This is a genomic window from Nocardioides acrostichi (assembly GCF_015319165.1).
Classification (GTDB): Bacteria; Actinomycetota; Actinomycetes; order Propionibacteriales; family Nocardioidaceae; genus Nocardioides; species Nocardioides acrostichi.
On sequence record NZ_JADIVZ010000011.1, the window covers coordinates 40,313 to 53,305 of the forward strand.

Below are 12,993 nucleotides of genomic sequence, written 5' to 3' on the forward strand. Positions count from 1 at the left end.
GGTCCATGAGGTCCGTGACGCCGCTGGTCGCGATGGGACGCAGCCGCGTACTGCCCGTGCTCGTGCTCGACGACGTCCGCCACGCGGTCGCCGTGGCCACGGCGCTGCGCGCCGGGGGCCTGCCGATCGCCGAGGTGACCCTGCGCTCGCGGTACGCGTTGGAGGTGCTGCGCGAGATGAGCTCGGTCGACGACGTCATGGTCGGCGCCGGCACGGTGACGCGCCCAGAACAGGTCGAGAGGGTGCTCGCGGCCGGGGGCCGGTTCGCCGTCAGTCCAGGCTTCAGCCCCGGGCTCGTGCGCGAGTGCCACCGGCAGGGCCTGCCGATCCTGCCCGGGGTGGCGACGCCGACCGAGCTCCAGGCGGCGTTGGACGCCGGCGTCGACACCGTCAAGTTCTTCCCGGCCGCGGCGTCGGGCGGGGTGAGGATGGTGCGCGCGATGTCGGCGCCCTTCCCGCACGTCCGCATGGTGCCCACCGGCGGGATCACGGCCGCGGGGATGAGCGAGTACCTGGCGCTCCCCACGGTGCTCGCCGTGGGCGGCACCTGGCTCGCGCCCGCGGAGTGGGTCTGCGCGGGTCGCTACGACCTGGTCGAGCTCGCAGCCCGCGACGCCTCGAAGCGCGTCCTCGAGGAGGTCTCGGTATGAGTGCGTCCTCGCACCCGCACGACCTCACGGCCTTCGTGCTCGGCTGTTCCCAGCTGGGCGGTCTCTACCGGGTGACCACCGACGAGGAGGCCCAGGAGACGCTCGAGACCGCGTGGGAGCTGGGCGTGCGCGCCTTCGACACCGCGCCCCACTACGGCGCCGGCCTCTCCGAGCGACGCCTCGGGGCCTTCCTGGCGACGCGGCCCCGCGAGGAGTTCACCGTCTCGACCAAGGTGGGGCGACTCCTGGTGCCCACCGAGGAGGACACCGACGGCGACGAGGGGTTCTTCGGTGGCGATCGCTGCCGACGCGTCCTCGACTACAGCCGTGACGGTGTGCTGCGCTCCCTCGAGGCGAGCCTGGCCCGGCTGGGCCTGGACCGGGTCGACACCGTCTACGTGCACGACCCCGACGAGCACCTGGCCCAGACCGTGAGCGAGGCGCTCCCGGCTCTGGTCGGTCTGCGCGAGCAGGGCGTGGTCTCGCACGTCGGCGCCGGCATGAACACGGTCGCACCGCTGCAGCGGATCGTGGCGGAGACCGGGGCGAACGGCGTCATGCTCGCGGGCCGCTACAGCCTGCTCGATCGCTCGGCCGGCCCGACGCTGCTCCCGGCGTGCGAGGAGCGCGACGTGCGGGTGGTCGTCGCCGGCGTCTTCAACTCCGGCATCATGGCCGAGCCGGGGGCGGGGGGCACCTACGACTACGGGGAGGCGCCTCCTGCGGTCGTGCAGCGGGCGGCCCGGGTGCGGGAGCTGTGCGAGCAGTACGACGTGCCCGTGCGCGCCGCCGCCATCCAGTTCCCGCTGCGTCACCCCGGCGTCACCCAGGTCGCCGTGGGGTGTCGTGGCCGTGGTCAGGTCGACGACAACGTCGCCATGCTCGGGGTGCCCGTCCCGGAGGATCTCTGGGCCGAGCTCGGCCACTGAGCGTGGATCCAGGCTGAGCACGCGGCCGGGCCCTGGGGGGCGGACCCGGCCGCGTGCGGTTCGGTGCCCGTCAGTCGTTCTGCGGGAAGCCCAGGTTCAGGCCGCCGTGGCTCGGGTCGAGCCAGCGCTGGGTGACGACCTTGCCGCGGGTGTAGAAGTGCACGCCCTCGGTGCCGTGGGCGTGGGTGTCGCCGAAGAGGCTGTTCTTCCACCCACCGAAGGAGTAGTAGGCCACCGGCACCGGTACCGGCACGTTGACGCCGACCATGCCGACCTCGACCTCGTGCTGGAAGCGCCGTGCGGCACCACCGTCGTTGGTGAAGATGGCGGTGCCGTTGCCGTAGGGGTTGGCGTTGATGAGCGCCAGACCCTCGTCGTAGCCCTCGACCCGCAGCACGGAGAGCACGGGGCCGAAGATCTCCTCGGTGTAGATCGACATGTCCGAGGTGACGTGGTCGAAGAGCGTCGGGGCGACGAAGAAGCCCTGCTCGCCCTGCGGTCCGCCGTCGGCGTCGTACTCGCCGCGGCGTCCGTCGCAGACCAGCGTCGCGCCGGCGGCCTCGCCCTCATCGATGAAGCCGACGATGCGATCGCGAGACTGTGCGGTCACGATCGGGCCCATGTCGCACGAGCGGGTGCCGTCGCCGGTCTTGAGCGTGGCGACGCGCTCGGCGATCTTGGCGACCAGCTCATCGGCGATCGAGTCGACCGCCACCAGCGCCGAGATGGCCATGCAGCGCTCGCCGGCGGAGCCGAAGCCGGCATTGACGGCGGCGTCGGCGGCCAGGTCGAGGTCGGCGTCGGGCAGCACCAGCATGTGGTTCTTCGCGCCGCCCAGGGCCTGCACGCGCTTACCGTGGCGGGTGCCGGTCTCGTAGACGTAGCGGGCGATCGGCGTCGAGCCCACGAAGGAGATCGCCTTGACGTCCTCGTGGGTCAGCAGCGCGTCGACGGCCTCCTTGTCGCCGTTGACGACGTTGAGCACGCCGTCGGGCAGACCGGCCTCGGTCCACAGCTCCGCGATCGCGAGGGTGGCGGAGGGATCCTTCTCGGACGGCTTGACCACCACGGCGTTGCCGGTCGCCAGCGCCACGGGCACGAACCACAGCGGGACCATCGCGGGGAAGTTGAACGGGGAGATCACCGCAACCACGCCCAGGCTCTGACGCAGCGAGTAGACGTCGACCGAGGTCGAGGCGTTCTCGGTGTGACCGCCCTTGAGCAGGTGGGGGATGCCGCAGGCGAACTCGGCGACCTCCATGCCGCGCAGCACCTCGCCGAGGGCGTCGGAGAGCACCTTGCCGTGCTCGGCGGTGATGAGCGCCGCGATCCGCTCCTTGTCGCGGTCCAGCAGCTCGCGGAACTTGAACAGCACCTGGCTGCGACGGGCGAGGGAGAGGTTGCCCCAGCCCTCCCACGCGGTGCGGGCGGTGGCGACGACCTCGTTCACGACCTCGGCCGAGGCCAGGTCGAGCTCGCCGGTCTGCACGCCGGTCGCGGGGTTGAACACCGCGCTGGTGCGCTCGGCCGTGCCACTCCAGGGGGCACCGGCGACGAAGTGGGTGATGCGGGTGGGGCTACTCATGATGCTCCTCGATCGTGTGAACGGGTGGTCGGTCCGGTGGCGGGACGCAGGTGCTGGCGCTGGGTGGCGGCGTGTGCCAGGTAGCGGTCGTAGGCCTCGCGCGTGGAGTCCAGGTGCGAGGTCTGGCTGACCGGCACGTCCCACCACGAGAGGCTGTCGGGCGCGTAGACGAGCGGGTCGGTGTCGACGTGGATCACCACGGGCACATCGGACGGGCCGGCCTTGGCGGTGCGGACGGCGTCGGCGAACGCCTCGGCGGTGTGCACCTCGATGACCTGCGCGCCCAGGCTGCGCGCGTTGGCCGCCAGGTCGACGGGCAGCACGGCGCCGTCGAGACGGCCGGCGTCGTCGCGGTAGCGGTACTGGGTGCCGAAGCGCTGGGAGCCCAGCTCCTCGGAGAGCGAGCCGATGGAGTGGAAGCCGTGGTTCTGCACGAGCACCACGATCACCTTGATGCCCTCCTGGACGGCGGTGACCAACTCGGTGGGCATCATCAGGTAGCCGCCGTCGCCGACCATGGCGAAGACGTCGCGGGTCTCGTCGGCCAGGCGGATGCCGAGCGAGGCGGGCACCTCGTACCCCATGCAGGAGTAGCCGTACTCGACGTGGTACCCGCGCCGGTCGCGCACCCGCCACTGCTTGTGCAGGTCGCCGGGCATCGAGCCGGCCGCGCACAGCACCACGTCGCGGGGGTCGGAGAGCTCGTTGACGAGGCCGAGCACCTGGCCCTGGGTGAGCAGGCCGTCGGCCAGCGCGCCGGTCACCTCGGGGGAGGGGTGGTAGGAGGCCTCGACCTCGGCGTCCCACGCCGCCCACAGGCGTGCCTGCTCGTCGAGGTAGGAGTCGTCGACCGACCAGCCGGCCAGCTCCTCGCCCAGTGCGACCAGGGCTTCGCGGGCGTCGGCGAGCACCATGACGCCGGCGTGCTTGGCGGCGTCGATGGGCGCGACGTTGATGTTGACGAAACGCACGTCACCGGACTGGAAGGCGGTCCGCGAGGCGGTGGTGAAGTCGCTCCAGCGGGTGCCGATGCCGATCACGACGTCGGCGTCGCGGGCCAGGGCGTTGGCCGCGGTGGTGCCGGTCGAGCCGACCGCGCCCGCGAGCCGCGGGTCGCCGTGCAGCAGCGAGCCCTTGCCGGCCTGGGTCTCGCCGACCGGGATACCGGTGGCCCGGCACAGGTCGGCGAGCGCGTCCTCGGCCTGCGAGTAGTGCACGCCACCGCCGGCCACGATCATCGGGCGCCGAGCGCTGCGGATGACAGCGGCGGCCTCGGCGATGCGGGCGCGTTCGGGCGGCGGGACCGCGATGTGCCAGGTGCGGTCGGCGAACAGCTCGACCGGCCAGTCGTGGGCCTCGGCCTGGACGTCTTGGGGCAGGGAGAGCGTGACCGCACCCGTCGCGGCCGGGTCGGTGAGCACCCGCATGGCCGAGAGCAGCGCGGCGGGTAGCTGCTCGGGTCGGTCGACCCGGTCGAAGAACGCCGAGAGTGGCCGGAACGCGTCGTTGACCGAGACGTCGCCGGCGTGAGGGAGCTCGAGCTCTTGGAGCACCGGTGCCGAGCGACGCGTCGCGAAGGTGTCGGAGGGCAGCAGCAGGACCGGGATCCGGTTGATGGTGGCGAGCGCGGCTCCGGTGAGCATGTTGGAGGAACCGGGGCCCACGGAGGCGGTGCAGACCCAGGTCTGCACCCGGTCGAGCTGACGCGCGTAGGCCACCGACGTGTGCACCATGGCCTGCTCGTTGCGGGCCAGCACGTAGGGGAGTCCGGGCTTCTCGCCCGCCTCGAGCGCGGCCGTCTCGTGCTGGAGCAGCGCCTGCCCGATACCGGCGACGTTGCCGTGGCCGAAGATGCCGAAGCAGCCGGCGAAGAGCTTCTGGCGTTGCCCGTCTCGCTCGGACCACTGGTGGGCGAGGAACTCGACCGTGGCCTGGGCCACGGTGAGCCGGACGGTCCGGGGGTCGGTCATGGTCGTATCACCTTTCGAAGGGCAGGCGCGGGTCGAGGGACTGCTGCGACCAGGTCTCGCGCACCCACCCGTGCTGGGGGTCGTCGCAGATCAGCCAGGCGCGGGTCTCGCCCGGGCCGGCCATCACGTTGAGGTAGTAGAGGTCGTAGCCCGGCGCCGCCATCGCGGGGCCGTGCCACCCGTGCGGCACGAGGACGACATCGCCCGTGCGGACCTCGGTGAGCACGTCGATGGGTCGCTCGTCGGTGCCGTAGACCCGCTGGTAGCCGACGGGGTCGGCGGCGGCCGAGCCGGCCGCTCCGGCGGCAGCGCCCTCGACCTGGGTCTCGAAGTAGTAGATCTCCTCGAGCTCGGACTCCTCGCCCGGGCGCTCCTCGTCGTGCTTGTGCGGCGGGTAGCTGCTCCAGTTGCCGGCGGGGGTCAGCACCTCGCAGGCGATGAGCGACTCGGCGTCCAAGACGCCGGGGACGGCGAAGTTGCGGACCTCGCGCGAGCAGATGCCCGACCCACGCATCTCGACCGGCACCCGGCCCGCGGGCAGGTGCGTGAAGGGTCGCGACGCTGCGTCGGGGGAGGCGACGCGGGCGGCGCACACCGCCACGCGCACGGAACCGGCGCGAGTGTCGGGGTCGAGGGTCAGCGTCGAGCCCGCCGGCACGTAGGCCACGTCGCAGGGGCCGGCGAACACCGAGGAACGACCGGCCAGTCGGACCTCGTGGCGACGACCTTCGGTCGTGGTGACCCCGAGGTGGACGTCGCCGCCGGCCAGCGGCACGACGACGAGCTCCCAGGAGCCCGCCTCGAGATCGTGGCGGCCTCCGGCCTCCAGGGTGAGCACCCGCAGCCCGGTGTGCGTCCACCCCTCGAAGCGGTCGTCGACGGCGACGTCGCAGCCGTCGTGCGCGGCGGAGCCCAGTGGCCACACCCAGGGAGAGGTCTGCTGGGTCATGCGCGCACCATGCCGACGGCGGTGTCCACGGCCGAGGCGACGTCCCCGTCGGGCGGGTAGAGCAGCGCGCGCCCGACGATGAGGCCGCGCACGGTGTCGATCTCCAGGGCCTTGCGCCACGAGGCGTAGGTGTCCTCGGGGTCGCCCTGGGGGTCGCCGCCGAGCAGCAACGAGGGCATCGTCGTGGCCTCCATGACCCGCTCGAGCTCGTCGACGACGGGCAGCTTGAGCCAGGTGTAGGCGCTGGTGGCGCCCAGTCCCTCGGCGATCGCGATGGAGGAGATCACGCTGTCGGGGTCGAGCAGGTTCTTGACCCGGCCGGCGTCGTCGCGCACCGAGATGAACGGCTCGAGCATCGCCACCTTCTGGGCGGCGGCGAGGGCGTCGACGGCCTGAGCGCTGCGCTCGAGCATCGACACCGTGGCGGGGTCGTCGAAGCAGATGCGGTTGAGCATCTTGCCGCCGTCGAAGCCGCGCGCGACGATCTCCTCGACGGTGTGCCCGGTCATCCGGTCGTCCATCTCGAACGTCGAGCCGGCCAGCCCGCCGCGGTTCATCGAGCCGAACACGACCTTGCCCTCGAGGGCGCCCATGAGCGCCAGGTCGTCGAGCACGTCGGCCGTGCCGAGCACGCCGTCGACCCCGGGTCGCGCCAGGGCCGTGGCCAGGCGCTCGAGCAGGTCGCGGCGGTTGGCCATCGCGCCGGACTCGCCACGCACGGAGAGCGCCCCGCGGGCGGGGTGGTCGGCGGCGACGATCATCAGGCGACCGTCGTCCTCGAGCAACCGGCGGCGACGCCGTGCGGCCCACGCCTCGGCGATCCGGTGGGGGTGGCGGGCGCGGATCTCGGTCAGGTCTGTCATGGTCATGGGTCCTCGCAGGGGGTCGGCAGGGGGGTCAGTGGGTGATGAGGGCGCTCATCGCGGCGCGCACCTCGGCCTCGTCGGGCATGGCGGTCGAGCACTCGAGGCGGCCGACGACGACGGCCCCTGCGACGTTGCAGAACTCGACGACGGAGCGCAGATCCCAACCGGCCAGCAGCCCGTGGCACAGCGCTCCGCCGAAGGCGTCGCCGGCACCGAGGCCGTTGACGACGTCGACCAGCACGGGGGGCACCTCGATGCGCTCCTCGCGGGTGGCGGCCAGCACACCGCGAGGCCCCTGCTTGACGATGGCCAGTTCGACGCCGCGCTCCAAGAGCGCGTCCGCGGCCCGTTGGGGGTCGCTCTCGCCGACGGCCACGCGGCACTCCTCGCTGTTGCCCACGGCGACGCTGACGTGCTCCAGCGCCTGGCCGACCACGCGTGAGGCCTCCTCGGCGTCGTCCCAGAACATCGGCCGGTAGTCGAGGTCGAGCACGGTGTGCGTGGCCCGGCCCCGGGCCGCCCAGGCCTGCTCGTGCGCGGCCCGGGAGGGCTCCTGGGAGAGGCCGGTGACCGTGGCCCAGAAGATGCGCGCTCCGGCGATCGCCTCCAGCGGCAGGTCGTCGGGCTCGATCATCAGATCGGGGGCGGTGGGGTAGCGGTAGAAGTAGAGGGGGAAGTCGTCGGGCGGGAAGATCTCGCAGAACGTCACGGGCGTGGGCGGTCCGCCGGCCACGCTCGTGATGAAGCGGGGGTCGACTCCGAGGCGCTCGGACTCCTGACGTACGAAGCGGCCGAAGGGATCCTCACCGGTGCGGGTGATCAGGGCGACACGGCGCCCGTAGCGCGCCGCGGCGACGGCCACGTTGGTGGCGCTGCCGCCGAGGAACTTCTCGAAGGTACGGACCGCGTCGAGGCCGACCCCGTGGTCGAGAGGGTAGATGTCGACGCCGGTGCGCCCGATCGACACCACGTCGTAGGGCTGCTCGTTCAATGGCACGCCTTGTGCTCCGTTCTCCTGATCCAGGCCGTCGACGAGCGGAGGCTCGCCTCGGGGGCGTGGTCTGCGGGACCAGCCTGACGTGTGAAAGACGTCTCGTCAAGAGAATGTCTTAACAATCTAACTTTAACGCGCCACCAGGGTCGTGGAGAAGCGATAGCGGTCGGGGTGGTAGCAGTGCCGGCCCAGTTCGATCGTGCGGCCGGTGTGGTCGTGGGTGACCCGCTCGACGCTCAAGACGGGCGCCCGGGCCGGCAGTCCGAGCAGGTCCGCCTCGTCGCCGGCGCAGCCGCGAGCCGCGATGGTCTGGTGCGCGATCCTGATGCCGACGCCGCGCGCACGCAGCAGCTGGTAGAGGCCGCGCTCGCGCAGGGCCTCCTCGGTGAGGTCGGCGAGGTCGCCGGGGAGCCAGTTCTCGAGCACGGCCACCGGTGCGCCGTCGGCGTAGCGCACGCGGCGCACGTGCAGCACCGGTGCGCCGGCTTGGAGTCCGAGTTCGTGGGCGACGTCGTCGGCAGCCTGGATCGCCTCGTGCAGCAGCAGGTCGGTGCGGGGGCGCGCGCCTGCGGCGTCGAGGTCGTCGAAGAGGCTGGTCAGCTCGACAGCGCGGGTCACGCGGCCGCTGACGACCTGGGTGCCGATGCCGCGACGACGCACCAGCAGTCCCTTGTCGACCAGATCCTGGATCGCGCGCCGGATCGTGGGGCGTGAGAGCCGCAGTCGCTCGGCGATGGCGATCTCGCTCTCGATCCGCCCGCCCGCGGGGATCACCCCCGTGCGGATGGCTTCCTCGAGACGCTCCGCCACCTGGGAGTACATGGGGAGTGGCCCGGTGCGGTCGAGGTCGGCGAACATCTGGTCGGGCCAGTACGTGTCACTGGTCACGGACACCTCCAAGTGAGATTGTCGAGATGTTATTACAAAGATGGCCCGCAGAGTGAGACGTACGCCACTAGCACGTGCTAGTGTCTCGGGCACGCATTGACTCACCCCCCGAGCTGGGGGCAACGAGAGGCATCGCCATGCACACCTCCGACGCGTCGTCGGCGACGGGACAACGAGCCGTCGCCCTCCCACCGGACGGCCCTGGTCCCCACGTCTCGCGGCTGCGCCTGGTCACGGTCGTCGCCACCTTCGGTGGACTGCTCTTCGGTTACGACACCGGCGTCATCAACGGCGCTCTGGCGCCGATGACCGACCAGCTCGGCCTCACACCCCTCTCGGAGGGGATCGTCGTCAGCATCCTCATCTTCGGGGCCGCCATCGGTGCCCTCTTCGGGGGTCGCCTCGCCGACCGCTACGGGCGCCGCCACAACATCATCATGCTGGCCGGCGTCTTCATCGTCGGCACGATCGGCTGCTCCCTCTCGCCCATCTGGGAGGTGCTGGCCGGCTTCCGGCTGATCCTGGGCCTGGCCGTCGGCGGCGCCTCGGCGACGGTGCCGGTCTACCTCGCCGAGGTGGCGCCGTACGAGCGTCGCGGCTCGCTGGTCACGCGCAACGAGGTCATGATCGTGCTGGGCCAGTTCGCCGCCTTCGTCATCAACGCCGTCATCTTCCACGTCTGGGGCGGCAACGAGCACATCTGGCGCGTCATGCTGGTCGTGGCCGTGCTCCCCGCCATCGCGCTGCTCTTCGGCATGCTGCGCATGCCCGAGAGTCCCCGCTGGCTCAGCGATCAAGGTCGCGACGACCAGGCGCTGGAGGTGCTGCGCCAGGTGCGCTCCCCGGAGCGCGCCGAGGCCGAGATGGCCGAGGTGCACAGCCTCGTGGTGGAGGAGAAGGAGGCGCAGACCGGCGGCTGGGCCGACCTGGCGGTGCCGTGGGTGCGTCGACTGGTGCTCATCGGCATCGGCCTGGGTGTGGTGCAGCAGGTCACCGGCATCAACTCGATCATGTACTACGGCACTCAGCTGCTGGAGCGCTCCGGCTTCTCCGCCGACGCCGCGATCCTCGCCAACACCCTCTACGGCCTGGCCAGCCTGCTCGGCATCACGGCGGGCATCATGCTCATCAACCGCGTCGATCGCCGCACCATGCTGCTCGGCGGCTACGGCCTGATCGTGTTCTTCCACCTCGCCGTGGGCCTCACGGCGGCGCTGATGCCCGAGAACGGGCTCAAGCCCTACCTCATCTTGGTCCTGGTGGCGCTCTTCGTGTTCTGCATGCAGGGCTCGCTCGGCCCCCTGGTCTGGCTGATGCTGGCCGAGATCTTCCCGCTCAAGATCCGCAGCTTCGCGATGGGCACCTGTGTGTTCGTGCTCTGGATCACCAACGCCGCTGTGGCCTTCGCCTTCCCGCCCGTGGTCGCCTCGCTCGGCATCGCGCCGACGTTCTTCGTCTTCGCGGGCATGGGATTGGCCTCCATCGTGTTCATCGCCTTGGCCGTGCCCGAGACGCGCGGCAAGACCCTCGAGCAGTTCGAGGAGGAGATGAGCGCGGCCTGAGCCGCGAGACCCCCTCCCGTTGCTCGGCCCTGCGCGCGCTCCCGAGCCGGTCATGACCGGTCGGGGGTGCGCGCCGTCCCGTCCCATCTACTCCTCACGCCGTGTCATCCACCCGAAAGGTCTGCTCATGTCCATCCTGGTCGCCGTCACCGACAGTGCCGAGGGTCGTGCCGCCCTGCGCGCCGCGCAGGGCGAGGCCGAGCTGCTCGGCCAGCCCCTCTACGTCCTCAACCTGGCCCTGCGCCCGCTCGCCGAGCAGCGAATGGACCTGCCCGAGGGTGCCGAGATCATCGAGAGGTCCGGTCGCGGCGATCGCGATCCGGCGCAGGCCGTGCTCGACGAGGTGGAGCAGCACGACATCTCGCGACTGGTGATCGGCATCAAGCGCCGCACCCCGGTCGGCAAGGCGCTGCTAGGCAGCGTCTCGCAGCGTTTGCTGATGGAGTGCCCGGTCCCCGTCCTCTCGGTGAAGTACGACGGCTGACGCGAGCGGTCCGTCGCACACGAAAGGGCCCCTCGGACGCGGATAGCGTCCGAGGGGCCCTTTCGTCGTGGTCGGCGCCCGGGCTCAGCCTGGATCCAGGCTCAGGACCAGCGGGCGACGTGCTCGGCGATGGTCTTGGCCATGTGGCGGCAGGACTGCTCGGCGCGGTCCTCCCAGGCGAAGACGCAGCTGGTGAGGATGGTCTCCTCGCGCTGGCCGAAGCCCATCGCGCCCAGGTGGGCGAAGAAGGCGTCGAAGTCGACCTCGCCCTGGCCGATGTCGAGGTGCTGGTGCACGCGCACCGCGTTGCCGGGCGGGTTGGTGATGTAGCGCAGCCCCGACGACGCGGTGTGGTCGAAGCAGTCGGCCAGGTGCACGTGGGTCAGCAGATCCCCGGCGTAGCTCATCAGGTCGGTCATCTGCTCCGCGGTGTGCGCGTTCATGTGGAACGTGTGCGGGGTGCAGTAGAGGTAGCTGACCAGCGGCGAGTTGACGCCACGGATCATGTCGATGGCGGTGCGGCCGTCCTCGACGAAGTCGTCGGGGTGCGGCTCCAGGCGCAGGTGCACACCCTCGCGCTCGAGAACGGGCAGCAGTTCCTCCATCGAGCGCCAGAACTGTCCTTCGGACTTCTCGGCGTCCTCGGGGCGGCCGTTGAACTCCGAGTTCATCACGTGGCAGTCGAGCTCCACCGTGAGCTCGATGGCACGCTTCCAGTACCGCACGGCCGCTTGGCGCTCGATCTCGTCGGGGCCCGACCAGCGGTACAGCGGCAGGTGACAGGCCACCTGGACGCCGGCGGCGTCGAGCGCCTTCTTGAAGGAGCGAACCGTCGCGTCGTTGGCGCGAGGGTGCAAGAAGAAGGGCGTGAAGTCCTCGCGGGGCGAGAGCTCGATGTACTCGAAGCCGAGGTCGGCCACCACGCCGGGCAGCTCGGTGAGCGGCACCGTGCGCAGCATGTAGGGGTCGAGGGCGATCTTCATGTCAGGGTCTCCGGGTCGATGGTCGTCGGGCGCGGCCGGTGGCTGCGCCCGCTCAGCGGTAGAGGGCGGGCTGCTCGACGAGGTCGACGCTGACACGACGACCCTGTTGGAGGGCCTCGACGCCGGCGTCGCAGACGGCTGCGGAGGCGTAGCCGTCCCAGCTGCTCGGACCGCTCAGCGGCGAGCCCGCGGCGACCTCGGCCACCCACTCGGTCAGTTCGACGTCGAAGGCGGCGTGGAAGCGAGACGCGAAGTCGCCGGGAACGCCGACAGCAGCCGTGCCGGCGGTGCGCACCTGCACCAGGCCGCGGTCGGCCAGGCTCACGGTGCCGTCCTCGCCCACCACCTCGCCGCGGATGTCGTAGCCGTAGCGGATGTTCACCGACGTCTCGCAGCAGATCACCGCCCCGGTCGAGGTCTCGATCGTCATCAGTAGGGGGTCTTGCAGATCCTCGGCCTCGCCGCGGCCCAGGCCGTGGCGGTTGGAGCGCGGGGCGATGACCGAGATCGCGGTGATCTCGGCGTCGAGCAGCCACCGCGCCACGTCGAAGTCGTGCACGGCCGTGTCGACGATGGCCATCTCGCGGGTGTACGCGGCCGGCACGTCGGGGTTGCGGTGCCCGGAGTAGAAGACGAGCGGGGCGCCGATGGCGCCGTCCGCGATGGTCTGCTTCATCGCCCGGTAGGCCGCGTCGTAGCGACGCATGAAGCCCACCTGCACGAGGCGTGAGCCGTGTGCGACCTCGGCCTCGATGATGCGCAGGGTGTCCTCCTGCGTGGTGGCCAGGGGCTTCTCGCAGAACACGTGCTTGCCCTCGCCGATGGCGGCCAGCACGAACTCGGCGTGGGTCGGGCCCCAGGAGGTGACGACCACGGCGTCGACCTCGGGATCCTTGATGAGGGCGAACCCGTCGGGGTGCACGGTGACGTCGTGGTCGAGACCGTCGGCGACCCGGGCGGCGACCTCGCCGTCGTGGTCGGTCACCGCGGTGACGGCGGCGCCGGGCACGAGGGTGTCGAGGCGGTGGATGTGTTGCTGGCCGATCATGCCGGTGCCGATGACGCCGATGCGCACGGTCATGGTGATCTCTTCTCTGGTGGGGTCCGCTGTCGCGGGCGGGTGGTGGAGGAGG

12 protein-coding genes are annotated in these 12,993 nt (G+C 71.2%); 4 read left to right on the forward strand and 8 right to left on the reverse strand.

What is annotated here, in order from left to right; translation table 11 throughout:
- The first annotated feature begins 5 nt into the window (after positions 1-5).
- Both ISG29_RS16800 and ISG29_RS16805 read left to right on the forward strand, forming a co-directional pair.
- Complete coding sequence (locus ISG29_RS16800) at positions 6-650, forward strand: bifunctional 4-hydroxy-2-oxoglutarate aldolase/2-dehydro-3-deoxy-phosphogluconate aldolase (protein WP_207793270.1); 645 nt, start codon at positions 6-8, stop codon at positions 648-650.
- Positions 647-1,579, forward strand: a complete 933-nt coding sequence (locus ISG29_RS16805) for an aldo/keto reductase (RefSeq protein WP_194504618.1) — start codon at positions 647-649, stop codon at positions 1,577-1,579. The genes ISG29_RS16800 and ISG29_RS16805 overlap by 4 nt, the downstream gene beginning before the upstream one ends.
- A 70-nt stretch (positions 1,580-1,649) precedes the next feature.
- Here ISG29_RS16805 and ISG29_RS16810 read toward each other — a convergent pair whose 3' ends face one another.
- The 6 genes from ISG29_RS16810 to ISG29_RS16835 all read right to left on the reverse strand — a co-directional run bounded on the left by ISG29_RS16810 (position 1,650) and on the right by ISG29_RS16835 (position 8,831).
- Positions 1,650-3,164, reverse strand: coding sequence for a CoA-acylating methylmalonate-semialdehyde dehydrogenase (locus ISG29_RS16810; RefSeq protein ID WP_194504619.1), 1,515 nt, complete (start codon positions 3,162-3,164; stop codon positions 1,650-1,652).
- Positions 3,161-5,134 carry a 3D-(3,5/4)-trihydroxycyclohexane-1,2-dione acylhydrolase (decyclizing) gene (gene iolD, locus ISG29_RS16815; protein WP_194504620.1) on the reverse strand — a complete coding sequence of 658 codons (1,974 nt, stop codon included), beginning with the start codon at positions 5,132-5,134 and terminating at the stop codon, positions 3,161-3,163. The genes ISG29_RS16810 and iolD overlap by 4 nt, the downstream gene beginning before the upstream one ends.
- Positions 5,135-5,141: 7 nt before the next feature.
- The gene (gene iolB, locus ISG29_RS16820) at positions 5,142-6,083 is read right to left on the reverse strand and encodes a 5-deoxy-glucuronate isomerase (protein ID WP_194504621.1); all 942 of its coding nucleotides are present in this window, start codon (positions 6,081-6,083) and stop codon (positions 5,142-5,144) included.
- The gene (locus ISG29_RS16825; RefSeq protein WP_194504622.1) at positions 6,080-6,952 is read right to left on the reverse strand and encodes a Cgl0159 family (beta/alpha)8-fold protein; all 873 of its coding nucleotides are present in this window, start codon (positions 6,950-6,952) and stop codon (positions 6,080-6,082) included. Before ISG29_RS16825 ends, iolB begins: the two co-directional genes overlap by 4 nt.
- 28 nt (positions 6,953-6,980) lie before the next feature.
- On the reverse strand, positions 6,981-7,946 hold the full coding sequence (gene iolC, locus ISG29_RS16830) for a 5-dehydro-2-deoxygluconokinase (RefSeq protein WP_328829602.1): 966 nt from the start codon (positions 7,944-7,946) through the stop codon (positions 6,981-6,983).
- Between the two features lie 126 nt (positions 7,947-8,072).
- On the reverse strand, positions 8,073-8,831 hold the full coding sequence (locus tag ISG29_RS16835; RefSeq protein ID WP_328829605.1) for a GntR family transcriptional regulator: 759 nt from the start codon (positions 8,829-8,831) through the stop codon (positions 8,073-8,075).
- A gap of 137 nt (positions 8,832-8,968) precedes the next feature.
- Here ISG29_RS16835 and ISG29_RS16840 point away from each other — a divergent pair, with 137 nt between their 5' ends.
- A complete protein-coding gene (locus ISG29_RS16840; protein ID WP_194504624.1) occupies positions 8,969-10,393 on the forward strand; it encodes a sugar porter family MFS transporter in 1,425 nt (474 codons plus the stop codon).
- Between the two features lie 127 nt (positions 10,394-10,520).
- Entirely contained in the window at positions 10,521-10,877 is a 357-nt protein-coding gene (locus tag ISG29_RS16845; RefSeq protein WP_194504625.1) for a universal stress protein, read from the forward strand.
- A 101-nt stretch (positions 10,878-10,978) separates the two neighbouring features.
- Here ISG29_RS16845 and ISG29_RS16850 read toward each other — a convergent pair whose 3' ends face one another.
- Entirely contained in the window at positions 10,979-11,860 is an 882-nt protein-coding gene (locus tag ISG29_RS16850) for a sugar phosphate isomerase/epimerase family protein (protein ID WP_194504626.1), read from the reverse strand.
- A 52-nt stretch (positions 11,861-11,912) separates the two neighbouring features.
- The gene (locus ISG29_RS16855; protein WP_194504627.1) at positions 11,913-12,941 is read right to left on the reverse strand and encodes a Gfo/Idh/MocA family protein; all 1,029 of its coding nucleotides are present in this window, start codon (positions 12,939-12,941) and stop codon (positions 11,913-11,915) included.
- Positions 12,942-12,993: the final 52 nt, after the last annotated feature.

Coding starts and splice junctions, on each gene's coding strand:
- ISG29_RS16800 (WP_207793270.1), top strand. CDS start 6: ATGAGGTCCGTGACGCCGCTGGTCGCGATGGGACGCAGCCGCGTACTG.
- ISG29_RS16805 (WP_194504618.1), top strand. CDS start 647: ATGAGTGCGTCCTCGCACCCGCACGACCTCACGGCCTTCGTGCTCGGC.
- ISG29_RS16810 (WP_194504619.1), bottom strand. CDS start 3,164: ATGAGTAGCCCCACCCGCATCACCCACTTCGTCGCCGGTGCCCCCTGG.
- iolD (WP_194504620.1), bottom strand. CDS start 5,134: ATGACCGACCCCCGGACCGTCCGGCTCACCGTGGCCCAGGCCACGGTC.
- iolB (WP_194504621.1), bottom strand. CDS start 6,083: ATGACCCAGCAGACCTCTCCCTGGGTGTGGCCACTGGGCTCCGCCGCG.
- ISG29_RS16825 (WP_194504622.1), bottom strand. CDS start 6,952: ATGACCATGACAGACCTGACCGAGATCCGCGCCCGCCACCCCCACCGG.
- ISG29_RS16840 (WP_194504624.1), top strand. CDS start 8,969: ATGCACACCTCCGACGCGTCGTCGGCGACGGGACAACGAGCCGTCGCC.
- ISG29_RS16845 (WP_194504625.1), top strand. CDS start 10,521: ATGTCCATCCTGGTCGCCGTCACCGACAGTGCCGAGGGTCGTGCCGCC.
- ISG29_RS16850 (WP_194504626.1), bottom strand. CDS start 11,860: ATGAAGATCGCCCTCGACCCCTACATGCTGCGCACGGTGCCGCTCACC.
- ISG29_RS16855 (WP_194504627.1), bottom strand. CDS start 12,941: ATGACCGTGCGCATCGGCGTCATCGGCACCGGCATGATCGGCCAGCAA.